Annotated in this window: 23 protein-coding genes and 2 pseudogenes; 2 read left to right on the forward strand and 23 right to left on the reverse strand. The window is 34.9% G+C overall.

Annotated features, from left to right (window positions below; all coding sequences use genetic code 11):
- Window positions 1–54: 54 nt before the first annotated feature.
- Window positions 55–918, reverse strand: coding sequence for an alpha/beta hydrolase (locus IPI65_02730; protein ID MBK7440460.1), 864 nt, complete (start codon window positions 916–918; stop codon window positions 55–57).
- A gap of 48 nt (window positions 919–966) precedes the next feature.
- On the opposite strand from IPI65_02730, the gene IPI65_02735 reads away from it, so the two are divergent.
- Window positions 967–1,581, forward strand: coding sequence for a TetR/AcrR family transcriptional regulator (locus IPI65_02735; protein MBK7440461.1), 615 nt, complete (start codon window positions 967–969; stop codon window positions 1,579–1,581).
- A gap of 285 nt (window positions 1,582–1,866) precedes the next feature.
- Here IPI65_02735 and IPI65_02740 read toward each other — a convergent pair whose 3' ends face one another.
- The 8 genes and pseudogenes from IPI65_02740 to IPI65_02775 all read right to left on the reverse strand — a co-directional run bounded on the left by IPI65_02740 (window position 1,867) and on the right by IPI65_02775 (window position 11,445).
- Window positions 1,867–2,763 (reverse strand): IS3 family transposase, encoded by an 897-nt coding sequence (locus IPI65_02740; GenBank protein MBK7440462.1) that lies wholly within the window; start codon window positions 2,761–2,763, stop codon window positions 1,867–1,869.
- A gap of 8 nt (window positions 2,764–2,771) precedes the next feature.
- Complete coding sequence (locus IPI65_02745) at window positions 2,772–3,185, reverse strand: transposase (protein MBK7440463.1); 414 nt, start codon at window positions 3,183–3,185, stop codon at window positions 2,772–2,774.
- Between the two features lie 111 nt (window positions 3,186–3,296).
- Window positions 3,297–3,929, reverse strand: a complete 633-nt coding sequence (locus IPI65_02750) for an HAD family hydrolase (protein ID MBK7440464.1) — start codon at window positions 3,927–3,929, stop codon at window positions 3,297–3,299.
- A gap of 386 nt (window positions 3,930–4,315) precedes the next feature.
- On the reverse strand, window positions 4,316–5,926 hold the full coding sequence (locus IPI65_02755; GenBank protein ID MBK7440465.1) for a type I restriction-modification system subunit M: 1,611 nt from the start codon (window positions 5,924–5,926) through the stop codon (window positions 4,316–4,318).
- Window positions 5,923–7,245, reverse strand: coding sequence for an AAA family ATPase (locus IPI65_02760; GenBank protein ID MBK7440466.1), 1,323 nt, complete (start codon window positions 7,243–7,245; stop codon window positions 5,923–5,925). The genes IPI65_02755 and IPI65_02760 overlap by 4 nt, the downstream gene beginning before the upstream one ends.
- Entirely contained in the window at window positions 7,242–7,877 is a 636-nt protein-coding gene (locus IPI65_02765; GenBank protein ID MBK7440467.1) for a restriction endonuclease subunit S, read from the reverse strand. Before IPI65_02765 ends, IPI65_02760 begins: the two co-directional genes overlap by 4 nt.
- Window positions 7,866–8,492: pseudogene (locus tag IPI65_02770) on the reverse strand (restriction endonuclease subunit S). The gene IPI65_02765 and the pseudogene IPI65_02770 overlap by 12 nt, the downstream one beginning before the upstream one ends.
- Window positions 8,485–11,445, reverse strand: a complete 2,961-nt coding sequence (locus tag IPI65_02775; protein ID MBK7440468.1) for a type I restriction endonuclease subunit R — start codon at window positions 11,443–11,445, stop codon at window positions 8,485–8,487. The pseudogene IPI65_02770 and the gene IPI65_02775 overlap by 8 nt, the downstream one beginning before the upstream one ends.
- A gap of 55 nt (window positions 11,446–11,500) precedes the next feature.
- Between IPI65_02775 and IPI65_02780 the strand changes: the two genes are divergently transcribed.
- Entirely contained in the window at window positions 11,501–11,692 is a 192-nt protein-coding gene (locus IPI65_02780) for a hypothetical protein (GenBank protein ID MBK7440469.1), read from the forward strand.
- 229 nt (window positions 11,693–11,921) lie between these two features.
- Here the strand turns inward: IPI65_02780 and IPI65_02785 are convergent, their stop codons facing one another.
- From IPI65_02785 to IPI65_02850, 14 genes and pseudogenes are all read right to left on the reverse strand, one after another.
- Complete coding sequence (locus IPI65_02785; GenBank protein ID MBK7440470.1) at window positions 11,922–12,335, reverse strand: hypothetical protein; 414 nt, start codon at window positions 12,333–12,335, stop codon at window positions 11,922–11,924.
- Between the two features lie 427 nt (window positions 12,336–12,762).
- Window positions 12,763–13,062, reverse strand: coding sequence for a hypothetical protein (locus IPI65_02790; protein MBK7440471.1), 300 nt, complete (start codon window positions 13,060–13,062; stop codon window positions 12,763–12,765).
- Complete coding sequence (locus IPI65_02795; GenBank protein MBK7440472.1) at window positions 13,055–13,573, reverse strand: TerB family tellurite resistance protein; 519 nt, start codon at window positions 13,571–13,573, stop codon at window positions 13,055–13,057. Before IPI65_02795 ends, IPI65_02790 begins: the two co-directional genes overlap by 8 nt.
- Window positions 13,574–13,589: 16 nt before the next feature.
- Window positions 13,590–15,392 (reverse strand): AAA family ATPase, encoded by a 1,803-nt coding sequence (locus tag IPI65_02800; protein MBK7440473.1) that lies wholly within the window; start codon window positions 15,390–15,392, stop codon window positions 13,590–13,592.
- Window positions 15,392–17,915: pseudogene (locus IPI65_02805) on the reverse strand (Hsp70 family protein). The gene IPI65_02800 and the pseudogene IPI65_02805 overlap by 1 nt, the downstream one beginning before the upstream one ends.
- A gap of 32 nt (window positions 17,916–17,947) precedes the next feature.
- Window positions 17,948–18,292, reverse strand: coding sequence for a hypothetical protein (locus IPI65_02810; protein ID MBK7440474.1), 345 nt, complete (start codon window positions 18,290–18,292; stop codon window positions 17,948–17,950).
- A 76-nt stretch (window positions 18,293–18,368) separates the two neighbouring features.
- Complete coding sequence (locus IPI65_02815; protein ID MBK7440475.1) at window positions 18,369–18,854, reverse strand: hypothetical protein; 486 nt, start codon at window positions 18,852–18,854, stop codon at window positions 18,369–18,371.
- 76 nt (window positions 18,855–18,930) lie between these two features.
- The gene (locus tag IPI65_02820) at window positions 18,931–20,082 is read right to left on the reverse strand and encodes a hypothetical protein (protein ID MBK7440476.1); all 1,152 of its coding nucleotides are present in this window, start codon (window positions 20,080–20,082) and stop codon (window positions 18,931–18,933) included.
- Window positions 20,083–20,164: 82 nt separating this feature from the next.
- Window positions 20,165–20,566, reverse strand: coding sequence for a hypothetical protein (locus IPI65_02825; GenBank protein MBK7440477.1), 402 nt, complete (start codon window positions 20,564–20,566; stop codon window positions 20,165–20,167).
- A 268-nt stretch (window positions 20,567–20,834) separates the two neighbouring features.
- Window positions 20,835–20,999, reverse strand: coding sequence for a hypothetical protein (locus IPI65_02830; GenBank protein MBK7440478.1), 165 nt, complete (start codon window positions 20,997–20,999; stop codon window positions 20,835–20,837).
- Between the two features lie 20 nt (window positions 21,000–21,019).
- The gene (locus IPI65_02835) at window positions 21,020–21,613 is read right to left on the reverse strand and encodes a hypothetical protein (GenBank protein ID MBK7440479.1); all 594 of its coding nucleotides are present in this window, start codon (window positions 21,611–21,613) and stop codon (window positions 21,020–21,022) included.
- 17 nt (window positions 21,614–21,630) lie between these two features.
- The gene (locus IPI65_02840) at window positions 21,631–22,308 is read right to left on the reverse strand and encodes a hypothetical protein (protein MBK7440480.1); all 678 of its coding nucleotides are present in this window, start codon (window positions 22,306–22,308) and stop codon (window positions 21,631–21,633) included.
- 11 nt (window positions 22,309–22,319) lie between these two features.
- Entirely contained in the window at window positions 22,320–23,411 is a 1,092-nt protein-coding gene (locus tag IPI65_02845) for an SPFH domain-containing protein (GenBank protein ID MBK7440481.1), read from the reverse strand.
- Window positions 23,412–23,474: 63 nt separating this feature from the next.
- The gene (locus IPI65_02850) at window positions 23,475–24,152 is read right to left on the reverse strand and encodes a hypothetical protein (protein MBK7440482.1); all 678 of its coding nucleotides are present in this window, start codon (window positions 24,150–24,152) and stop codon (window positions 23,475–23,477) included.
- Window positions 24,153–24,187 lie beyond the last annotated feature (35 nt).

The raw sequence follows: 24,187 nt of genomic DNA on the forward strand, positions 1-24,187 counted from the left end.
GCAAAAAATTGAGCTTAGGCGCTGTTAGCGGTTCGGGCTTTTATTACTTTTTAATTATTCAATCCAATCTTTAATTTTTTGTTGTATTTCTAAGTAGTCAACTTTACTTGGCATGTGTTTACATTGCTTTAGTATGTGAGCTTCTTTAAAATTTTTGAATATTTTTTTTACTCTGTTTATAGCTTCATAGCCAGGGAAAAATACATCATTATCAGCTACTATAATATAAACAGGAGAGATGAAATTTTGTACATCTTTTTCTTCGAGTAAAATTGGTCTTCGATAATCCATATTTAAGCCTGTAAGTAAAGCCTTTTGTAGTCTGAACATAAATTCATCTTCTTCGGGAACAAATGCTTTAATAAATTTCTTGAGGTGTGCGTCCTTTTTAGTAATCAAAAATCTAATTAACGGAAGTGATAATTTTGTTATAGAAACACCAATTTTTCCATTGACTAAACCACTTGGAACGACAAATATGCATTTTTTCACAATTACAGGTTTGTATTTGACTAACTTCTGAAGAATATACGCCCCATATGATATGCCTATAAAAAATGCCTCTTTTATTCTCAATTGACTTAAGACTTCTTCAGCCCATATAGCATAAGAATTGTCTTTTATGTTTATTCGATTTTCATCACTCATAGTTGCTTGACCAATAGTGTCAATGGCAAACAATAAGTAGTCTTTACGTAGGTCTTTAACCGCTTCTAGGGTCAAGGGTGCTCCTGCATTTATACCATGAAATAGCACGATAAGTTTACCACTTTCATTGCCCGTTTTGATAATCCTAGTCTTTCCAAAAGATGTATTTACATCAATCTCCTCGTAGTCGATTTGTAAGCTTTTTAGTTTCTCTTCATAAAGACTCATTATAGCGGTCTTCGCTTGTTCATTTTTATATAAATTCTTCATGTAAATATTTTTTTGCAAATATAGGCCATTTGGACTAAATTTGCAACCATGAATATAAAAAAACAAATTTTAGAAGCTAGTCGGTTATTATTCAATGAAAAGGGAGTGATGAACACTACATTAAGGGATGTTGCAAAGTCTATGAATAAGAGTTACGGCAATATAACTTATCATTTCCAAACCAAAGAAGATGTTCTTTTTAGCTTGTTAGATGAAATGAATAAAGAATTAATTGCGCTTCAAGAAATAAAGGAAAGCGAAAATTTGTTGCTTTACTTTTTTAATCTGCCAAATTCTAATTATTCAATTTCCTTAGAATATCTTTTTTTTATCCTTGATCATTTAGAGCTAAAGAGAAATTATCCTGCACTCTTTAAAAAAATAAATGTATTGAACGATAATAGAAAGGGCATTTGGATGAAAATTTTACTTCAATTGAAAGAATTAAAATATTTCGATGAAAAAGTAACAAACAATGATTTACAATATATTATGTTTTTAAGCTATAGTCTAAGAGTGACGTATTTTCAAACGATAGAATTAAAGTCTTATAATAAATCAAAGTATACGTTGATCGTTACTAATCTACTGAAACCTTATTTAAGCAAAAAAGGCTATTTAATTTACGAAAACTGGCTTGAGTCGCTGACTGTTTCAAAGTAAACTATAAGTCTTGTTTGTTATAATATTTCGCGAAATTCACACTTAGGGTCTTTTGTATTTGTAAACACTATCATGATTAATAGTACGATTGATATTTTACTGAAAATTGCCCATACACTTAGACATTACAGCCTGACCGCTAACGGTTTGCAGCTACCCGAAGGGCGGGACTTTTACCACAAAACTTGATTCGAAAAACTAATGTTTGATTAATGACCCGTCCTAAAATAAGTTTACAGTTTTAGTTTATTAATCCTGTTATAAATTTACAATAAAAAGCTAATCCTAAAATAATTTTACGGTTTTAGTATTAAAATAATTCTTCCATTTTCTTTGAGTCTTTGTATTGGTTGAATGAACGTGTTCTGGAGTAAGTAAACTAATACTTAAATGTGGTCGTTCATGATTATACAACAACACTGCTTTTTGAAGAATAAATTCTGCTTGTTTTATGTTTTTTGGTTTGTATCGCAAAAGATATTCATGCTTTAAAATTCCATTTATCCTTTCTGCAATTGCATTCTCTCGTGGATCACCATTCTCTGTCATGCTTATTAAAATATTGTTACGTTTCAATATTTTAATGTAATCATGTGAGCAATATTGTACTCCTCTATCAGAATGATGTGTTAAATCATCATAGTTGCTATTATTGTTTATTGCCATCATCAAAGCCCTACAAGTGCTTTTTTGTTCTAATGTTGGAGCTAATGAATAACCTACTACCTTTTTTGAATAAGCATCCGTAATCAAACTGATGTACAAAAATTTGTCTGCTACTTTCCAAAATGTTATGTCGCTTACCCAAAGTTGGTTTGGTCTATTGGTAACTCTTCCTTTGATTAAGTTGGGCCATTTACGCATCCAGTGTTGAGAATAGGTTGTATTGACCTTTCTAATTCGTTTTCTTATTAACAACTGATTGGCTCCAAGTAAATTAAATAAAGCGTCTCTGCCTATTTTTATATCATTCTCTATTAAAAAAGGTTTCATCAGTTCAAATAGTTTTCGCGTGCCTATTCGATAATGACTAGCTCTAATTTGATTCACGCGCTGAATTACCAACTCCTGCTTTAAATTTAAAGTCTGGTTATTCTTAAAATATTGATAATTGGATTGTCGTGTGACACCAAATAATCGACAAAACAACTCTAAGCGTATATGCTTATGTTTTGCCTTCATTTCACGGATTACTTGGTGTTTGGCTTTTTTCTTATATTGAGTTTATAGTCACTTTCGGCTATCTCAATAACACGAGTAAGCATCTCTGAGCGTATTTGTTCTTCTTCCAGCTTTTGTTCTAGCTCTCGAATACGCTTCTCTAATGCTTTTTTCTCTAATTCTAACTCGCTTGGACTGGCTTGTTTCTTTTTCAAACGATCAAGATTTATTACACCAAGATAATCCTTTTTGCCAAAAGGATCACTTATTCCATATTTTCGCATCCACGATTGTATGGCACTATTTGAACGAATTCCATACTTATCCAAAATTTCACGTTTGGTTAAATCACTTTCAAGATACTCTGCAATAATTTTTTTCTTGAATTCTTCTGTAAATACAGTTGGTGGTGTTGGTCGTTTTTTTGCTTCTGATTTTTTCATGTTTACACGTTTTTAGTGTAAACCTATTTCAGGACGAGACAAATTGTTCAAATGTTTCTATTCGCACCGTCCGCCCATTAACGCAAAACCCGTGTTAGCGGTTGTGCATTTTTAATTGATTATTAAACCTAGTTCGTCAAATGAATTTATGTAATGTCTTGCATTGTTTCCTCTAATTACATTTTCTCGTAAAATTTGAATTGTCGTGAAATTTAATGCGTTTCCGGCTTTTATTTCAGATTCAGGGTTGTCGCCAATAACATAGGTTGTCTCAGGATTTAATTTGAATTCAAGTTTTAGCTCATAAAAAATGTCTTGTTTAGTTTTCGTTTCTTTAAGCGTGTCATTGATAATAATTTTGTCAAAATCATTTTCTATTTTGAGTGCTTTTATTTTTGCTTTTTGCAATGCTGTCAACCCCGTTGTTACTAATAGCTTTTTTGTCTGTATGTTTTTAATGAATGTATAATCTTGAAAAGTTGATATTTTTAAATATAGGTCTAAATTCTCAAGCAGGTCAATAGATTCAGCAATTGTTGTAAAAGGAATGTTATATTTTTTTATTACAATGTCAAATGGTCTTTGCCATAAATCGCTAACAATTCTTTCAATAATTTGTTGGTCAAAATTAGTTTTTAGTTTTAAAATTAAATGATTAAAGAATGGCTCAAATATTTTAGCATCCATTGATTTCGTTTGAAAAATGGTGTCGTCTAAGTCTAATATAATTGTCTTTGTCGTCATTCTTTGTTCTATAAGGCATTACCGCTAACGTTTTGCGGCTTGGCGTAGTGGCGGATTTTTAGCACAAAAGTTCAATCGAAGAACTGCACTTGAACCTACCACAAAACTGTCATACGAAGCACTGAACCCGCCATTACGCCAAACCGCTGTTACCGGCTGGTGTTCTGTCGTCCGTCCTTGCAAACCATTGTCAGTATTGAGTTTCTGTGTCATTGAGTGTCGGCTGTGCGTTGCGTTTTTTATTTTTTTTGAAGGGTCGGGAAATTTTTTAAAAACAATTTTTCTTTTGCGTTGGCTTTGCAAGCTCTTTGACAAAGCTTTGGTCTGTGCGTTGGCTTGCGGGGCTTTGGCAATGTGCTTGCAAATAGCGTTGGCATTTCGTCTTGTTATATTGGTGGAAGTCCCAATTCCTTTAAAAATTTATTATGTGTCTCTCTTGCTTTGGTTATGTCCTTGTCAAGGTCAACGAGTTTTTTGTTTACTTCTTTTAAGTCAATTATTTCTTCGTCTAACGATGTGCTTACATAGCGTGAAATATTCAAGTTGAATTCGTTCTTAATGATTTCGTCCATTGATACTCTACGAGAATAACGGATTTCTTCTTTTCGGTCTCTGTATGTTTCAACTATTTTGTCAATATTTTCAGGTAGTAAATTGTTTTGTCGTTTGCCCTTTTCAAAATGGTCAACGGCATTGATAAACAAAACATCGTCAAACTTTTTGCACTTCTTTAAAACCAAAATAGAAACTGGAATACCTGTCGAGAAAAACAAATTGGCTGGAAGTCCAATTACCGTGTCAATGTTTCCGTCCTCTAATAATTTTCTTCTGATGCGTTCTTCTGAACCACTTCTAAATAAAACACCGTGAGGCAAAATGATTGCCATTGTTCCCTCTTTACTCAAGAAGTGAAAACCGTGTAACAGAAAAGCAAAGTCGGCTGCTGACTTTGGGGCAAGTCCATAACTTTTAAAACGGAAATCTTGTCCCATTTCTTCTGATGGTTCCCAACGGTAGCTGAAAGGTGGATTGGCTACAATGGCATCAAATTCTAATTTCTTTGAAGGATTTATTTCATTTAAAATCTCCCAATCGTTTACTAATGTATCTCCGTGATGAATTGCAAATTCCGTGTCCTTAACTCCATGCAAAAGCATATTCATTCGGGCTAAGTTGTAAGTTGTGATATTTTTCTCTTGTCCGAATATTTTGCCGATTGTTCCACCTGCATCTGTCATTTTTTTGCGGACGTTGAGCAACAACGAACCTGAGCCACAGGCAAAGTCTAAAACTCGTTCAATCTTTTTCTTTTCTCCTTTACTTGGGTCTTGGCTGTCAAGCGTTACGATTGCGGAAAGAATGTCTGAAATACGTTGTGGAGTGTAAAATTCTCCTGCTTTTTGACCTGAACCTGCTGCAAATTTTCCAATCAGATATTCGTAAGCATCGCCTAAATAGTCAATGTTTTTATCAAAGCTGTTGATGCCTTCTGCAATTTTCTGAATGATGTTGCAGAGTTTCTTGTTTCGTTCTTCGTAGTTCTTGCCAAGTTTATCAGAATCTAAATTGATTTCGGAAAATAATCCTTGAAAGGTGCTTTCAAAAGATTCATTTTCTATGTATTTAAAACCATCTTGCAAAGTGCGAAGCAACTCTTTGCTTTGTGTTTTAGCCAATTCAGCAATGCTATTCCATAAATGAGAAGGTTCAATTACATAGTGAACTTTTCTCCTCATTTGCTTTTCAAATTCCTGAACATCATCAGGATTGTTCTCATACCAAACCGACAAAGGTGTTCGTTTATCACTTTCTTTAAGGACTGGATAATCTTTCCCTAACTCTTTCTTTGCTGCTGTTTCGTAATTGTCGCTTAGATAACGTAAGAACAAAAATGAAAGCATATAATCTCTGAACTGGTCAGCGTTCATTGCTCCACGCAATTCGTCTGCGATTTTCCAAAGTGTATTGCCTAATTGTGTTTGATTATTGTCTGTCATGCTGTTGCTGTTTCTATTGGTTTTTCAAGTAAGTCTTCATTGAATTTATAGTTCGTTCTGAAGTTCTTGAATATTTGTTTGAAATATTTCTTGTTTTCTTCTCCCATTTCCTTTGGCTCAAACATTGAATAACCACCGTGATTCAGGTTGTTGACCATTCGAGTGAATAGTTTCTTTTCTTCATCATCATCGTCAATGATTATACAATCTGAAAAGCCATTGAAGCCATGAAAATTAGCTGCCTTTTCAAGAATTGTTCTGAGGAAGTAGAAATGGTAAGTGTAAATTTTATCTGCATTGATTGCCTTTTGTAAATCCTGAATCATGGAAACATGATAAAAGAATGGGCTGTCTGTTGTGTCTTTTAAAAAATAAACTCCATCAGATTTACTTAAAAAAAGTCGTGGTGCATTATTTCCAAGTTCATTACATACAACATTGAAAAATAAAGCGTGGTGAGTTGATACAATTGACTTTACATCGCCATTGCCCTTTTTTAACATAGAGCCAAGATGATGTGCAATTGCAATTGTATTGTTGTCGTCCAAGGAAGAAACTGGGTCATCTACGTAAATGTATTTTACCCAATCGTAATTTTGATGCCTATCTATTGCTAATTGTGCTACTGCTAAAAAGAAGCACCATATAAAAAGGTTTTCTTCGCCTCTTGAAATTTTTACAAATTCAACATTTTGAGGAGTTCCTGCAACAATTTCTTCTCTGATAAAGTTAACTGCCCAATATTCATTTTCGTCTTTGTCTTTGTATTCGTAATCAATAAGGAAATTGAAATTTGAGTAGCGATGAATAAGAGGCCGAATTTTATTGTCCATATCCAATGCCCGAACACCTGCAATAAAAGCAGAATATTTATTTATGAGCAATCTTCTATGTGTGTCGCCATCTAAATCATTATCCCATGAAAACAAGTCTTCGGTAAAAGCATTAAAATATAAAGTGTCTCTTTCTGTTACATTGCCGTCTGCATCAAACTCTTTTCCCTTTTGTCTGAAATCCATAGATAGGCGTGTTTTGCCTGTTCCATTGTATGCAAATAGTAAAACATATCTTTTATCTAATTCACGTAAATATTCAGCTAATTCCTCTATTGACAAGAATGGTAAGAAGCTAATTGATTTGAGTTTAAAGGTTAGTTTGTTAGTTATTGCTTCACTCAATCCTGCTTTTAGATTGTAAACATTTTCAGCACCGTCAAATACATAATTGCTCTCAAATAAAGCTTTGTCTGCTTTATTGAGTTTACTCAATATTTTATCCTCAAAATCAGCTTTCTTTATTTTTAATAACTCAGGTCTCATTCTTCATTATTTATTGATGGAAACAAACCTTGCAACAATCCTTTCTTATGAAGTTGCAGAGCTTCCAATTTTTGATTTTGTGCGTTTATCAAATCATCAATTGAAGAAAGTGTATCAGCAATTTTATCTTGTTCTTTTGGGTCTTCTGGTATAAGCAATGGACAATTCAAAACATCATCTTTTCTTAGATTGGTTTGCTTTACGCCATCATCAAATGCCAAAAAGTATGGATTTCTGTTTAGCAAATAGTATAGAATTTTGCTATTGACATTTCGTGGCGTAATTCTGCAAATACGCTGATTAACAGTGTAGCGATTATCTTCTTCAACCAAAAAACATTTTGCAATGGCTTTTCCATTTGGAATATCACTCAGCACCATTAAAACATCTCCTTTGCTTGCAGGCAAAAAAGCGGTATTGGTGAATTTCTTTACTTCGCCATCTTGTGAAATGAACTTTGAATTCACAACTATAAATTTGCCATCGTCTGCAATATCTTGTTCGTGGGCTTTACCGTTTTCGTAATCTGCAACTTGGGTCAAAGTAGTTTCTTCCCATTCTGCACTATCTTCAAACTCACTGAACCGAAATTTTGGAACTGTTTCGCCCTCCTGCGGCAATAGGTTTTGCAATAAGCCCTTTTTGTGGTCTTTCAGTATTTCCAGCTTTTCGGTCTCGGCTGTAATTACTTCATCTAAAGACGAGAGGCAAGCAGCGATTTTTTGTTGCTCCTTTGGAGAAGGTAGCTTAACAACAAATTGACTCAAAACTTCTTTTGTTATCGTTTTGATTATTCCACCAGGAGCTTTTAGTTTTTCAATTTCAAAAAGCAGGAATAATAAATAAGCAAAAAAAGTCTTATCTAATTCTATGTAAAATTCTTCAAACAACAAAAGAGTTCTATCAATATAGGCATCATATTGAGTAATTGCCACTCTGCCGATTGACCCTTGAATTGTAATTATTACAGTCCCTTTTGGAATAAATACACTCTGTTCCGCTCCTAACTTGCTAATTTTATTTTTGGTTTTTGGCTTTAATCTAAAATCTTCGCCAACATCGTAAACCTGTATAAAGGGCATACCATTAATGTCATCATACCATTTAGGCAGACCATAAGGTTGAGGAAAACTTCCTCTCCGAAACCCAGCTATATTTATTAAGGTGTCTTCGACCCAATTAGCGTCATTTAGAAACTCAGGAAATCGAAGCCTTGGTACCAATCTAAAATTGTTTTCTCTATTCATATGCTTTCAGTCCTGATATTTCCCGCCCTTCGGCTTGTTTTTTTAATAAAGGTGTCAATTCTTCCATCAATGCCAACTCTCGCTTGGTTCTTTCTTTCCAGCCTAAGTCTAAAGGGGCAAAAAGTTCACTTAATTTGTCAGCATCAAAAATCATTCGGCTAATGATGGAAGTTGTAAATTGCTGTAAAGCCGAAATCTCCAAGCCATTATTTTGTGCTATTTCTGCTAATCGTTTGGCAATTTTTGCTTCTTTAAAGTTTTGATAGCCGTCTTTTATTTCATGTTCGTTTAATGCTTTTCCTACTTCCAAATTTTTGATGTAGTCAATAATATCCTCCCGTTCTTCCAATAGATTTGAACTACTACTTAATACACCAATTAATTGGTCACGGGTCATTTTCTGCTTTTTCGGTGTGCCTTGTGTGTATTTGGCAATCAGGTTCATTATGTAATCATAATCAACCACCGAAGAAGCAAACAACACAAATTCAAAATCCAACTGCTGAATATTTTCAGGGGCTTTGTCGCCTTCTTTTTGCTGAATTTCTTTGAGTTGCTTGGCAATTTCTAAATACGAACTACGGAACGAACGCAATTGCTCTTCGGGCATTAAATCGTCAATTTTTGGTTTCTGTTCTTCGTTCAGGTCAGTGTATTGGTCAAGCTGTGTTTTCAATCGTTGCACTTCTTTAAAACGATTGATAAACTCTACTCGGGCCGCATCACCTTTGATGTTGTAAACTTCTTGCGGTTCGGCTACCATGTTTTTGTCTTCCATCCACTTCTCCATTGCTTTCACTGCCTCTTGGTATTTCTCAATCACTTTCGGAGCAGGGTCAACCAACCAAATTTCTTTGGCTCGTCCTGTATCTTCTCCGCTGAATAGGGCAATGGCTCTGTCAACTTCGGCTTGTTGCGGGCGGAAATCTAAAATGTTGCCGTAAGGTTTGCTGTCGTTCAATACACGGTTGGTTCTTGAAAATGCCTGAATCAGGCCGTGGAATTTCAAGTTTTTGTCCACATACAAAGTGTTCAAGTATTTGCTGTCAAATCCAGTAAGCAACATATCCACCACAATCACCAAATCTATTTTGTTCTTGTGCGGATAATCGGCATTGCTGAACTTCTGAAATTTTATACGTTGCTGAACATCTTGGTAATACAAGTCAAATTCAGTGATTTTATGGTTTGAGCCAAATTGTTCGTTGTAATCACTGATAATGGCTTCAAGTGCTTTTTTCTTCTTTTCAGGTTCAACTTTGTTGTCTGCCTTCTCTTGTTGTAAATCTTCCTGCAATTGCTGAACGTCTTTGTTCCCTTCGGCAGGCGGTGAAAACACACAAGCAATATTTAATGGAATAAAGTTTTCATCTTCTTTTGTCTTGCTTGCCTGAATGTCTTTGAATAGTTCGTAATATTCAATAGCATCATTGATAGAAGCAGTTGCCAATAAAGCGTTAAAGCGTTTGCTGTGTGTTGCAGCATCATGTTTTTTTAGAATAGCATTTACAACCGCTTTTTTATGGTCAGTGCTTCCAACCGTTACATTTTTTTCAGGTTTGAAATAGTCAATATGAAAACGCAATACGTTTCTATCTTCTATTGCATGAGTTATGGTGTAGTTGTGTAACGGATTTTGAAAAATATCTCTTGTTGTTACATACGAGCCAACTGTTCCGTCAATTTGCTTGTAGGTTGCATTGTCGTCAAAAATGGGTGTTCCAGTAAACCCGAATAACTGTGCTTTCGGAAAAAACTCTTTGATAGCTTTATGGTTTTCGCCAAACTGTGAACGATGGCACTCATCAAAAATGAAAACAATTCGTTTGTCGCTTAATGCTTGTAAGCGTTCTTTATAATTGTTCTTGTTGTTTGGGTCTAAAGCCAGTCCTAATTTTTGAATTGTCGTAACAATTACTTTGTTAGCGTAATCGTCAGAGAGCATTCGTTTTACCAATGTTTCTGTATTGGTGTTTTCCTCAACGCAACCTTCCTGAAATTTGTTGAACTCCTCACGGGTTTGTCTGTCCAAGTCTTTGCGGTCAACCACAAACAAACATTTTTCAATATTCGGATTGTCTTTGAGCAGGGTAGATGCTTTGAAAGAAGTAAGCGTTTTTCCGCTTCCTGTTGTGTGCCAAATGTAGCCGTTGCCTTTGTGTTCTTGTATTGAATTTACAATTGCCTTAACTGCATAAATCTGATATGGTCGCATGACAAGCAACTTTTGTTCGCTTGCAACCAATACCATGTATTTGCTTATCATTTGGCTCAGGGTGCATTTGCTCAAAAACTTTTCTGAAAAGTCGTCTATGTGTGTGATTTTTTTATTGTCCTCACTTGCAAATTGATAAACAGGCAAAAATTGTTCATCAGCATTAAAGCTGAAATGTGAAGAGTTGTTGTTAGCGAAATAATAGGTGTTACTGCGATTGGTTACAATAAAAAGCTGCATGAAACAAAGCAATGAGTTTGTATAACCATTGCCTGGGTCACTTTTGTAGTCCACAATTTGCTGCATGGCTTTTCGTGGGCTAACTTCCAACGTCTTCAATTCAATTTGAACAACGGGAATGCCGTTAATCAATAAAATCACATCGTAACGGTGGTTGCTGTTTTCTGTATTTATGCGAAGTTGATTGATAACCTCAAACTCGTTTTTACACCAGTCTTTTATATTTACCAGAGTGTAATGCAAAGGCGTTCCGTCCTCACGACTGAAGGTGTTGATTTCTCTTAGTCGTTTTGAAGAAGCAAAAACGTCTGAATTGATTATCTCGTCCCGTAGTCTGGCAAATTCAGAGTCGGTCAGGTTAACTCTGTTGAGAGCCTGAAATTTTTCACGGAAATTCTTTTCCAGCGAAGCCCTGTCCTTGATGTCCGACCTGTAACTGTATTTCAGGTCAGTCAGTTTGGCTATTAAACTATCTTCTATTTGTTGCTCTTTAATCATCTAAAATTTATATCGGTCAAAGTTACTTTTTTAATCACGTTAATCGGTCTGTGCGTTGGCAAAAAGTGGCTCTTTTGGCTTTGCGAAGGGTCGGCTTGCGGGTGGGGCAAAGCCAAATGTGCCACTTGCGGGCTGGCTAAAATTGTTTTTAAAAAATGCGGGTGGGGAAAAAATAAAAAACACAGGGTCGGCAATGAGTGTCGGCTTACTCGTTGTCCGCTTGAAATATGGTCTGTATGTTGTCTAACTGTCAAAATGGTTTGTCCTTGTGTTAATGTTCAATTTTTAGTCGTCTGTTCAATGGTTGTAGTGTCGTTTTACACTTGCCGCTAACGTTTATGTTTATGACGGCTTGGGTTTTCGAAGCGCTTCATTGTCCCACGCTGCCGAACGAAATTAAGAAAACAAAACTTGATACCAACACTAAGCCCCAAGCTGGCATAAACATTTTGTTAGCGCCAGTACCGATCACACCATCACACCACTCGTCCGGATGGTTTTGATTTCTTACATTCCACTTCGTTTATCCAAATTGACTCAGCATCCTTGTCAATTTCAATCGTAGATGAGTCAATTACTCTAAGAACCTTTTCATTTCTTACTGTGTCCAAGTAAGGGTGCCAGGTCTCAGGAACAAAATAGAACCTCATTTGGATTTTCCCATCGTCTTCAGTCCATTGTCCGGAAAAGTTGATTGGCTGGTCATTCTTAATTGTGAATTCAGTGTCGTCAAAATAGACCTTAATGGCAAACTTATTTGATTCGTCCAACACCAACTCCATAGTTTTTATTGAGTCCGGGTCAGTCCCTGTCCACTTAAGGTAGTCACCATAGACTGGATCATATTGTCGAATGCTGCGCTCAGGTCCATCCATGTCATCAATGGTCATGTGTGTCCTTCGCTCACATGCAAAAATCATCGTCAAAAATCCGAAAAATATTACTAGTCTCATTATAGGTATTGGCGCTAACGTTTTGCGGCTTTGCGAAGAAGCGGATTTCGGAGCACAAAACTGTCAACATAGCACAAAAGTTGATGCGAGGTAGAATGTTCAATTAACCACTGAACCCGCTTTTTTGCAAAACCGCTGTTACCTGCTGGCCTTCTGTCCACCGTGTCGTTGTAAGCCTTGTCAATATTGAGTTTCAGTGTCATTGTCTGCTGTGTTTGTCGGGCTGTGTGTCGGTGTATTTTTATTTTTTTTGAAGCGTTGGGAAATTTTTAAAAAAACAATTTTTGTCTGCGTTGGCAAAGCAAGCTCTTTTGCAATTTTTGGTCTGTGCGTTGGCTTGTGCGAATTGCAAATGTGCTTGCTTTTAGGGCTGGCTTTCCTTTGGTTTCATAAATATTGATATTAAAAGTCCTATGCCCACAACTACGTCAACTATATTCCACATTTGTCTGCCAAGTGCGATTTTGAAAAACGGTTGAAATAGAAAAGCAAGTCCACCATAAATTATCATTTCTATATGTCTGCCTTGTTGGTGTGTTTGATAGGCTAAAATTGCAAATCCAATTAACCCAGCGAACCTTACAAACTGGTAAAAACCGTAAGGCATATCTGCTAAACACAGAAAAAATAAAATGGCTAATACTATTTTAATGGCGTTATTCATCTTGTTTATTGTTGTCAGCAATACTGATTAAGTCAAACTGCGGTAGCTCAGAAATTTCAAAATATTGGCTTGTGATTTTGTCAAGGAAAGTGTCAGTTATTATGTCGTCTTCCAAATACTGTTCAATATCAGGGAAACGAGCTAATATTTTCTCATCGCTTACATTCAAACGGTGTCGAATATTTTTGAAAAACTTAATTTCTGAATACTCGATTTGTTCGTCTGCATTGATTGTTTGTATTGCAAAATCAATCAAGGTCAGTTCTTCTTGTTCATTAAGTTGCGTTTGCTTTAGCAAGTCAAAATAATATTGAATAAAGGTTTTACCACCATTGTTGATTTTACCAACAAGCAAATTGATTTCTTCTTGAAAGTTGAAATTGGTAAACATTGGAGATTTTTCGCACATTGATTTTATAAGGGAAATTTCCCTATCATCAATATTACCGTCTGCTGCCATACAGCAAAATGCTGTTTTAAGCAAAAGTTTGTCAAAAGTTATTGTGTCCATATTGTTTTCTATTTTGTTATTTAAAACCGATGCGTGGTCTTTCGTTTTTCTGTTCGATGTTTTCTCCGTCCATTTTTGCTTTTATTACTTCGTATTTTTTCAACTCCTGTAATGGCACAGAGGGTTTTGTATTCTTAATTACTTCCTCCAGAATTTTCATTGATATTCTTGACTTAGTTTTCAATGCCAATCTTGATGCTTCATTGACTAAAAGTTCAATGTCTGCCGAAACATAATGTTCTGTTATTTTGGAGAGTTGGTCGTAATCAATACCAAAATCCAATGGACGATTTTTCAAATACAATTCAAACATTGATTTTCTTGCTTCAAAATCGGGTGGGGGCAAATACAATTTCTTGTCTAAGCGACCAGAACGAAGCATTGCTGGGTCAATCATATCAGGGTAGTTAGTTGCACCGATTATGAAAATTCCTTTTTCGCCTGTTCTGTCCATTTGTGCCAACATTTCATTTACTGCACTTTTAGCCATTTCGTGGGCATCACTATCACGGTTTGGCAATAGCTCATTTATTTCATCTATAAAAATGATTGTTGGAGCATTTTTTTCTGCTTCTTCAAACATTTTAGCAATGTTTTCTTGGGTTGCGTTTATGTATCGGCTTTTCAAAGTGCTTGGAGTAGCCAACATAAAATTAAAGCCGACTTCCTCTGCGAAGTGTTTTGCAAAGAATGTTTTTCCGCAACCTGGTGGGCCATATAAAAGCATTCCGTTAGGAATGGTAACACCATATTTTGCGTATTCTTCTGGACTGTGTAGAGCATCAATAACATCTAATTTCAATTGTGCTTTCAACTCATTCATTCCTGCAATAGCATCAAATCCTTTTCCTTTGGCTTTTTTGCTTTGTATTTTCTTTTCGGGCTTGTCGTCTGACTTTACTTTTTGAACCTTGTCAACGTCTTCAACTTCAATCTCTCCATTCAATGCTTGTAGAAACTCATTTGTACTTTGAAAACGGTCTTCTGTATCTTGACTTAATGCTTTTTTCAAAAGCAAGTTTGTCTGCTCTTCATACCCAATAAAGTCATTTGCAATCTGTGGAAAGGACAAGGGTTTACTTCTTTCTTGCAAAACCAGTTCTTCTGCATTCGTTCTGTCTGCTTGAAATTTTGAAACGTCTTTAAACCAAGGTGGTAATCCGAAAAGTAATTGATACATTACTGCACCAACTGAAAAAATATCACTTTGAGGTGAATACAATCCATTAAAACATTCGGAAGCAACATAATTCAAATTCAATCCAACTTTATTGAATGCTTTTGTTGATTGATGAAATGAACGAGCAAAACCAAAATCAATAATTTTTGCTTTTGGAACATCACTTGACAAGTCAAGCATTATGTTTTGCGGTGTGATTTCATTATGAATTATCGGCTCGGGTAAACTATGCAGATAATTTAAACCTTTTAAAATATCAGATATTATGCTTTGAATATCATAGTAGTTGTTAAACATCTCACGGCTTATTTTCTCCGATAATGTTTCACCAGCAATAAAGTCTAAAACCAAATATCCAAACTTCTTGTTTTCATAAATAACCTCACCGCTATCCTTGTAAGAAACAATGTTTTCGTGCTTTGCTTTTTTCAAAAGTTCAATTTCCAAAAGATTATTGTCGCTGTCGAATGCTGAACGATGCAGTCTGGAGTAGTTGAATAATTTCAAGAAATACAACTTACCGTCAGTTCCTTTAACACGATATGTTTCGGCATTACTTCCCTGCTTGATAAAAAGCAAAACGCTGTATTTATCATTTATGGAAAAACCTTTTGGTAATATGCCTTTGCTATTGCTCATTATCTTAGAGTATTGGTTGGTTTTTCATTATCAGGCATTAAACCAATTATTTGAATAAGAATATTGCGAATACCTGATGTGTTTCCATTTGTAGCCATTTGTAAGCCTTGATTTACTAATTGTCTTGCTTTTGTGGCATCTTTCCAATGGTATGAATTGAACGTGTCATTTATGTGGCGTAAATACTGAACGTCCATTGCATTTCCAGTTACGGCATTTCGCAACTCAAAATCCAGTTGCCCAATTTCTCTTGTCAGTTCTTTTGCTTCCTTGATGTTCTTTTCTTTAATAATGTGTTCAACCTTTTTTCTGTATTCTTCCAAATGACTTTCAATTTGGTTGATATTCAAATTACCGTCATCAGCATTTCGTTTGATTTTTTCAATCAAATCTTCTAATTCATAAAATGCTTCTTTTAGTTCTTCTTCAACTTTTGGATATTCTGCCGATTTTTCAGCACCGTCTAATTTCAATAACTCTTTACGCAAGCCATCCAAAATTTTCATTTTTCCGTCTGCACTTCCTTTTTCGTTTTCTAATTGCTCTTCAAAAGCGTCCAATTTTTCGGCAACATCATCAGCATTTACCTTTTGTGCGATGCGTTTGGCTTTTGAAATTTCCTTCGTTAAAAATTCTTCTGTCGGTGGTTCAGTTTGCTTAATTTCAATTTTTAGTTCTTCTGTGTGTTCAATGGTAGGAAACTATGCAATAAACTTCATTATTTGTGACCTATCCACTTTAATTGTAATATCTACATCACTTCCTTCAGGGAGTAGTTTTGGTAAAGTTTCACCGCTGATAATTACTTCGGTAATTAGATTATTCAGAACTGGATTTGTTCCCTCTGCATTGTGGTCGCCTTGATAAATTGGAATGCGAATAAAATCACTTACCATTCCGGGTCTAATTGCTGACCTTGTTTTTAAGCCATTACGAACACCAGTAGCTGGAACCTTTTTGCTTTTCTCTAATCCTTTTACTGGCTCAAACAAATCTTTTTCCTCTGCGTGGAAATATTTTGCAATACCAATATGATAAGGTAAAACTTGCATTCCATCCAAACCGCCAATGCCTTGTAAAATGCTGAATTGGTTGGGTTGACATTCTAACTTATTTCCCGCTTCATCATAAACATTAACATCAAAAGAATTTGACTGACCTTCATTTAACACCACTTCAACTATTGATGCTTTTTCACCAATTAGTTTTTTACCACTTGACCAAGCACCATCAAAACGAACTACATCAGCATAAATCTTTTCAGGAAAAGTGCCTGTTGTTTTTTCTTTCAGCACTTTCATATTCACCATTTCATCCAACTCAACAGTTGTGGCTTCATATTTAATGTCTAACTGCAATTTTGTTTTATCTCTCGTTTCTTCTTTTACTTCATCTGATACGGTTATTGTTGAGGCAAACAATGCGGCACCTTTTGCGACTACGGTCATTGGGTCAACGGAAGTATCTACTTTATCCGTGATTTGCTCTTTGAGCATTTTGCGAAGGATTGGCGAATAAGTCGGACCCCCAACCAAAATCAATGCTCCAAGATCTGAACCTTTCAAATTGTTTCGTTTCAATAATTCTTTAGTAATATCAATTGCTTTTTGAAAAATAGGAGCAACAACATTTTCCATATCTTTTTGTTAACCAACACTTCAATTTCTGGTTCTTCTCCGTTTTCATCTTCAAAAGGCAAATCCTAAAGTTGGAGAAGAATATAGTGTATCTTTAAATGACATTTGAATTTTTGTTTCTTCTGCAAAGAATTTTACAGCATTTCTTAAAATTTCCTTTTTAGTGTCTTCTAAAATACTATCAATAGCATAGTTTTTTTGAAGGTTTGGAATGATAATTTGGTCAACTATAGCTTCGTCTAAGTTTTTACCTCCAAGCCAGTTGTCGCCATCTGTGTCTTTTACAGCTAAAATTCCTTCCTCTGCTTTTATCAAAGCAGCATCAAAAGTTCCACCACCAAAGTCAAACACTAACCAAAAACCGTCCTTACTCTTTGGCCCGAGACCATATGCAGTAGCGGCGGCCACTGGCTCTTGTAATAGTTCAATATGTTTAAATCCTGCAAGTTTTGCGGCTTGCATTGTTGCTTCATTTTGTGGATTCAGAAATTTGGCCGGAACAGTAATTACAATTGAATAAATGTTTTCATCCTGTACAAACGATTTTAATTTTTTCAAAACTTCTGCAGATAATTCTTCTGATGAAGTTCCTTACCCATATTAGAACATTCATAAGTATGGTAGTTCCCATTGTTCGTTTGAACTCAATAAATGTATTTGTTTTACCTTTTCAAAAGTTTTTAATGCTCTTGTATTATCGTTTTTCATAACGTTGAAAGCCGTATCTCCCACCAAAATGTCCTTGCGTTTGTTGAAGTGAATACAAGAAGGAACTGTATCTTTTAAAGTATCCGATTTTTTAATTGTTGGAACTCCGTTTTCCATTCTTGCAATTGCTGAATTGGTTGTTCCCCAAGTCAATTCCGTAGTCAATTTTATTTCTCATATTTTATTATGTTGTTACTGTTGTTTTAAAAATTACATTCCGACAGAAACCTCAATCTGTGCTGATTGTATCATTTTGTTGTTAAAGTTTACTTGTGGTATCAATACCTTGGTAATGATTTCCGAACCCTTGTCCAAATTTTCATCAGGAATTGAACTGGTTACAATTACTTTCATTCCTTGATGATATTGTTTGCCCAATAATTCAGGCATTTCATAACCGTTTGCTGAAAGATTATCTTTCAACTTGCCAACTGAACGTTCTAATTGTTTCAAACCTTTTGTTCCTTTATCCATTAGGTTAATGTTTCGTTCTATCAAGTTGATTTCACTTGCAACCTTTAAAGCCAGTGAATGGTCAGGCTCAGCATTTGTCACTTTTAGGGCTATCTTTTCTGTTGGCTCAATAACTGCAATTCACATTCAATCAATCTGGTTTGCTTGCCAAATTCTTTTACCAAACTTTCTTCAATGGAAGATTTTGTTTGCTCAATTGTTCAATAAAATCTGTTTTATCAGTTTTTTGGCGTTTGCTTAATAGCCAATACAATAGACCTGAAAGCAAGATTGCTGAAAGCACTCCGATAATTCCGTAGAGAGAATTTGTGCTTAAAGATTGTCCGACTTCATCTATTCTTTTGTTTGCAGTTTGTTCAGTAGTTGTAATCTGAATACCTAATTGATTTGCGGTTTGAGAAATAGCGGAGCTATTTTCTTGTGTCAGAGTTCTTAAACTGTCAATACATTTGTTAGCATTTGAAAGTTTAGTGTTCAGATTGCCTATTTCAGATTTTAAACTTACGTTCTCTTTCTGCAAGGTCTGAATATTTGTCTTTATAGGTTGAAGTTCCTTAGCCAAATCCTCTTTAGTTAAGGTTTCTGTTTGAGCAAAAGCGTTTACGCTTGCCAAAATGAATATTGATATTACTGTCCTTTTCATTATTTGATGATTTTGATAAATTGGTTTAAAAACTTTCTAATAAGTGCATTTATACTCCTTCGGTTCTTTAATAACATTACAAGTTTGGGTGAAATAAAATAGTATGACTTAATAAATACTCTCCCAGCGAGGTTTTGGCTAAAATTTCATCCCTGAACTTCCGCAATTCTAATACTTGTGGGTGTTCATAACTACCATAAGCCATTGTTGCTATGTAACAGCCACTGCTGCCACCTGATGAACTTGAACTTGATGTTGGTCTTGATGTGCTTGAAGAACTTGTAGTTTTTGGTGTTTCCCAATAATTGATATATGCTATTCTGCTCTTGTATGAGTTACTTATTTTGCTCATTAAGAAATTGACTAAACTTTTGTATTCACTTACTTTAGTTGTATTGCTTGCTCGTTTTATTTTTTCAATGTTTTGAGAAGGGATTGCTTCACGGATAACCTCAGTTACTTTGTCCCAAGCAAGACAGTTTCGTTTCATTTCTTCCACCTTGCTCCAATTTATTGAAACATTATGTTTAGGAATTCTTAAAGGTGAACTTCCCCCAAAACTTGGAAATGTATCGTATTGTAATTCATCAACTTGTTTATCAATTTGACGGCAGGCCTCTTCGTAAGCTGCTTTAATGGATTGTAACACAGCAATAGCTTGTGAAAGCTCTCTGTCTTTCATTTCAGCAAGCGTTTCAATGCTGTCTTTAACTCTGTCTTTGGTAAGTTTGCCAATAGCAAGGGCTTCTGCCTGTTTTGCTAATTTCATTGCAGTTTCCGCATAATCAGAACTGCTGTCTTTTTCTTGGCTGTCATTAAAATAGTCAATGCTACATTGTAGAATTTCGTTTGCAACTTTATCAGAAATAGAAGTGTATTTTAAATCAGTTGCACCAACAATACTTTTGAGTTGTGTCAAATCGTTTGCAGTTGCTGTGAATAGTTCTTGACCCGCTTTTGCTCCATTGGCTTTGCTTGCTTTTCGTTTGTTTTTTGCGGTTTCAATTTTATGCTCAATTTGCTCTATGGGCTTCTGAACAAATCCTTTCATAAAATCTTGCTTCGCAACAAATTCTTGTTTGTTTAGAATTTCAAGAAACTTAGGCAGCGATGCTTTTTTGTTGGCTTCAAGGTCTGAATAAAGTTGATTGAGAAAGATTAGTTGTAGCTCTTTTTTGCTGGTTTTGTGCGTTTCATCTGCTACAGATGAAACGAATTTATTAACCAAATCACTTTCAAGAAAATAGAGACTTGCTACAATAGCATTATGTAAATTACCATTGCTTCGGATTAAATTGAGAACTGAACAATTATGAAAAGCAGATTATTTTTTCAGTAACTGGCTTCCAAAATCTTTTTCCTTCATCGTCAGTTTTTGTAATCAGTTTGTCCCAAATTTCATAAGCTGCTTCTATGTCTCCGCTTTTCAAATTTTCAAATGCTGCTTCGTCAGTAATTGGGTTATCATTCCAAAACCAAAACAAAGCTGCATTTATTTTGTCATTGTCAAGGTTAAGTTTTGATGCTGCTTCTTCAACACTATCAATCGTTCTATGGAAGTCGCCAAGTGCAGGAAAACTAAAATCGTCCTGCGGGTCTTGTTCGGCTTCAATATATTTTCTGAGCCTGCTTATTTGTTTTGTCTGCTCCTTTGCTGTCGCCCCGACAAGCAAACCAACTGTCCTGTATGGGTTGTTTTTAATTAAGTTCATCTATACTGTCAGTTAATAATTTTCGAATTTATGGTTTTCAGTCGTGCGTGGGCAAAAAATGGCTCTTTTGGTTTTGCGAAGGGTCGGCTTGTGTGTCGGGCAAAACCAAATGTGCCATTTGTGCGGCTGGCTAAAATTGTTTTTAAAAAATGTGCGGTGGGAAAAAATAAAAATACAGAAGCGTTGGCTTTTGGGTCGGCTGTCTGATGGTTCATTTGTCCAGTCACTTTATGTTTATTTCTGTCGTTCATTCTTGCTGTGTCGTCTTTTAGGCTTGCAGGTAACGGTTTGCAGCTACAAGAAGTTGGCGATTTTTACCACTAAACTTCATACGAAGAACGAATGTTTGTTTAACCACAAAACTGTCATACGAAGCACTGAACCGCCAATTTCTTGTAGGTGCTGTTACCTGCTGAACTTCTAATGGTTTCATTTTTCTTACGGTCATTATAGTCAAATAGAGTCAGGTTTAGGTACACGTAAAATTGAAAAAAGTTGTTCTTTGTCAAACTCCGAAACACCATTGTCATATGCCATTTGCAATGCTTCTGTATATGTAGGTTTTGTGTTGAAGAATTTGCGATTGAAATAGTCATATTTAATGTAAGACCAAAAGTAATAGTAAATTCCTTTAGGTTCAATCATCAACGCTGCATTAATATATTCTTCAATCTTATCAATTGTTGGACGCTGTGTTAGAAATGCTTTGTTTCCTTGTAATAGACAAATTGCGGTATAGAAATAAATTTCTGAATTATCAAAATTATCAACAATCGCCTTTTCAAATGAAGATAATGCTTTATCATATAGATTTAATTTAAGGTAGCAGAAGGCAATTGATGCGTTAAGTTCTTTGTTCTCGGGATTTTCATTTAGCCCTTTCCTGTATTCATTTGCATACTTATTTACTTCAGGCATTGGCATTGAATAGACACTTGTAAAGGTTGAAATAACAATTGGACCGAAACAATATTGACACTCGCTTTGTCCAGTTGTTACTCTTGCTCCACACCCAGGGCAGGATATATCAATTAGTTGATGAGCCATTTTTTATTTGATTAAATTTAGTTTGAAAGTTTTAATAATCTATTTCTTTCTTCTGCTAAGTGTAATATTCTGTTTGATAAAGAAAGAATATATTCTTTGTCATTTTTCAATACAGCAGTTTCAAGGTTCTGAACTAATTCTATTATTTCCTTCTCAATTTTTCTGACACTAATAGATGATTTAGACGGACTACCATGAATTACGTCATAAATACTTTCGATTTTGTTCGATAGCAATTTGTCTGAAACCTTATTGAGAATTGACTTAATCTTTGATGATGTTTCTTTTATGTATTTTAATTCTATTTCACGTATTTCGATGCTATCGGCTGTATATTCATTTGCCAACAAATTAGAAATAAAGAAAAACAAAAAGACAACTGTTATTATGATATGTGCAACTAATGGAATTGTGTAATCAGAAGGATAGACAAAAAAGTTTATGACACCAGTATAATATGAAATGTAGAAGAAAGCATATGTGATTACGAATAGAGGTCTTCCATAATCAGCAGATGCACTTCCCTTTCGTATAAAATAAGGAGTAAGCAGTAATGCTAAGTAGGCCAAATGAATAAATCCATATGAAATCCAAATTGGCAAAGGGTGCTTACTGCCCTTTAGTAAAAAAAAACATGAGTTGAAAGCAATTAAAAAAATTGAATCAAGTATATACCAAAGGTTACGCTTTTTCATATAAATAATTTTCACATTTTACTTAAAATCTCTTTTTTCTTAGCATCAAATTCTTCTTGTGTAATTGCTCCTAAATCAAACATCTCTTTTAATTGTTTTATCTTTTCTACTAGATTATCTTTAGATGATAAGTCCTGATTAGTTTTCTGTTCCTGACCTGTATTGAAAATTTGCTGATTCATACCACCAAAAACACCTGCAACACCTAAACCCATTCCTAAGCCTGCCCCTGTGGAAGCTAAACCATTTGGATTGTTTGCGACACTCTTTAAAATATCTATTTGTTGCTGTTTTGACCAATCCTCGCCTAGTATTCCCATAACATTTTTATCAGCCTGTGCATTCCTCATTTTAGATATTGCATCTATCCCGATTTCGTCATATCGTTTTCTTAGTTCATCATCGTCTATATCTATAGCATGAATTGAAAATTTGGTTAACCTAATTCCATATTCAGCGAGTATTTCTTGAACAAATGGGGAAATAGCATCAGAAAACTCGTCTAATCTAGCGTCAATACCAAGCAGTTCTTGTGTCGATTCGTTTGCTGCTCTTGCGATACTTGATTTTATTTTGCTTTGAAATTCACTAGCAAAATATTTATTTAACTCTTTTTGAGTTTGGAAGGTAATGTTGTTACCAACCAGTTTTTCAAGGAACTTTACAGGATTCTCAATTTGCACTTTGTAAGAACCTCTTGCTTTTAGTTTAGTAGCAACACCAAGCATTTTATCTCTTACTTGAATTGGCGAATCTGTGCCCCAATAAATTTCTTCGGAATGAGCTTTTCTGACGAAGTAAACTACACAATTAAATGTGCTTATACCTCCAGTAAAAGCGTTTCGTAATCGACTAATAAAGGGGTAGTTCTCAGTTGAAAGTGTGTAAGTACCATTTTCAAATGTTTGTTCTACTGTACCACCTTTAATAAAAATTGCTTCTTCGCCCGGCATAACTATAAGAGTAGAATTTGTATTAAAATCTTCCTCAGGTTGTCGCCAAATTAATAATTCACCAGCACCAGTATTTTTAATTACATCAGCCCAGTGTTTTTTACCGCCTGTAAACTCGGTTTCGTTTGGATTTTTATTGAATATTCCCATATTATTTTTTTTTAGAATTAAACAATAGTGGCACGAAGCCACTATTGTTTAACATTGAAATAATTAACCTTTCTTTTCTCTTAATTTTGCTTTCATGCCTTGAATTGCACGTTCCGTGTAATCATTTTGCTCCATTGAACAATAAAATTTGTCACCAGGTACTGTTATTGCAAAATCATTTGAATCAACATTTTTAACGTAATATTTTTTCTCGTTTGAATTCCAAAATTGCTGTTCAACTGTATCTGTAACAGTTGAGAAATTGGTAATGTCCTTGTAAAAATATTCTTCAGTTGAGACCTTTTTATCGTCTTTGCTAAAGTGTATGGTATTTCTATATATATACACTTGAGAAGAAGAAAAAAACAGCCAAGTAATTTGATAGGCGGAACTACGATATTTATTATCTGTTCCCTGTTTTGCCCAATCAACATTTTTGCCAAAAGTCCATCCCTCAAAATGAACGGGTTCAATTTCACTTACTTGTGATTCATCTAATCCAATTTTAGCCAATGCCTTTTGTTTAAAATCACTTTGCTTAATTGTGCTTGCAACTAAATTGTCATACTCTGCATCTGTTATTCTTTTGGTTAAAAATCCACCTTTACCAAAAAAATACTTGATTACATCTTGTTGTTGTTGAGGTCTGCCTTGAATTAATTTCTTTAATTCAGCAGGTTCGGAGATTCCTTTGAAGTAAATATAACCTCCGATGATTAAAATAACGATTACGATTCCCATTTTTTTTATTTTTTATTTTTTTTAAATTTATGCCT

Source organism: Bacteroidota bacterium (genome assembly GCA_016706255.1).
GTDB lineage: Bacteria > Bacteroidota > Bacteroidia > Chitinophagales > BACL12 > UBA7236.

Excerpts from the sequence above, each read along its gene's own strand:
- IPI65_02745 (MBK7440463.1), bottom strand. The coding sequence starts at position 3,185 with ATGAAAAAATCAGAAGCAAAAAAACGACCAACACCACCAACTGTATTT.
- IPI65_02845 (MBK7440481.1), bottom strand. The coding sequence starts at position 23,411 with ATGGGAATATTCAATAAAAATCCAAACGAAACCGAGTTTACAGGCGGT.
- IPI65_02800 (MBK7440473.1), bottom strand. The coding sequence starts at position 15,392 with ATGAGCAATAGCAAAGGCATATTACCAAAAGGTTTTTCCATAAATGAT.
- IPI65_02750 (MBK7440464.1), bottom strand. The coding sequence starts at position 3,929 with ATGACGACAAAGACAATTATATTAGACTTAGACGACACCATTTTTCAA.
- IPI65_02830 (MBK7440478.1), bottom strand. The coding sequence starts at position 20,999 with ATGAAACCATTAGAAGTTCAGCAGGTAACAGCACCTACAAGAAATTGG.
- IPI65_02755 (MBK7440465.1), bottom strand. The coding sequence starts at position 5,926 with ATGACAGACAATAATCAAACACAATTAGGCAATACACTTTGGAAAATC.
- IPI65_02730 (MBK7440460.1), bottom strand. The coding sequence starts at position 918 with ATGAAGAATTTATATAAAAATGAACAAGCGAAGACCGCTATAATGAGT.
- IPI65_02790 (MBK7440471.1), bottom strand. The coding sequence starts at position 13,062 with ATGAATAACGCCATTAAAATAGTATTAGCCATTTTATTTTTTCTGTGT.
- IPI65_02740 (MBK7440462.1), bottom strand. The coding sequence starts at position 2,763 with ATGAAGGCAAAACATAAGCATATACGCTTAGAGTTGTTTTGTCGATTA.
- IPI65_02785 (MBK7440470.1), bottom strand. The coding sequence starts at position 12,335 with ATGACCATTGATGACATGGATGGACCTGAGCGCAGCATTCGACAATAT.
- IPI65_02735 (MBK7440461.1), top strand. The coding sequence starts at position 967 with ATGAATATAAAAAAACAAATTTTAGAAGCTAGTCGGTTATTATTCAAT.
- IPI65_02775 (MBK7440468.1), bottom strand. The coding sequence starts at position 11,445 with ATGATTAAAGAGCAACAAATAGAAGATAGTTTAATAGCCAAACTGACT.
- IPI65_02795 (MBK7440472.1), bottom strand. The coding sequence starts at position 13,573 with ATGGACACAATAACTTTTGACAAACTTTTGCTTAAAACAGCATTTTGC.
- IPI65_02825 (MBK7440477.1), bottom strand. The coding sequence starts at position 20,566 with ATGAACTTAATTAAAAACAACCCATACAGGACAGTTGGTTTGCTTGTC.
- IPI65_02760 (MBK7440466.1), bottom strand. The coding sequence starts at position 7,245 with ATGAGACCTGAGTTATTAAAAATAAAGAAAGCTGATTTTGAGGATAAA.
- IPI65_02840 (MBK7440480.1), bottom strand. The coding sequence starts at position 22,308 with ATGAAAAAGCGTAACCTTTGGTATATACTTGATTCAATTTTTTTAATT.
- IPI65_02815 (MBK7440475.1), bottom strand. The coding sequence starts at position 18,854 with ATGAAAAGGACAGTAATATCAATATTCATTTTGGCAAGCGTAAACGCT.
- IPI65_02850 (MBK7440482.1), bottom strand. The coding sequence starts at position 24,152 with ATGGGAATCGTAATCGTTATTTTAATCATCGGAGGTTATATTTACTTC.
- IPI65_02835 (MBK7440479.1), bottom strand. The coding sequence starts at position 21,613 with ATGGCTCATCAACTAATTGATATATCCTGCCCTGGGTGTGGAGCAAGA.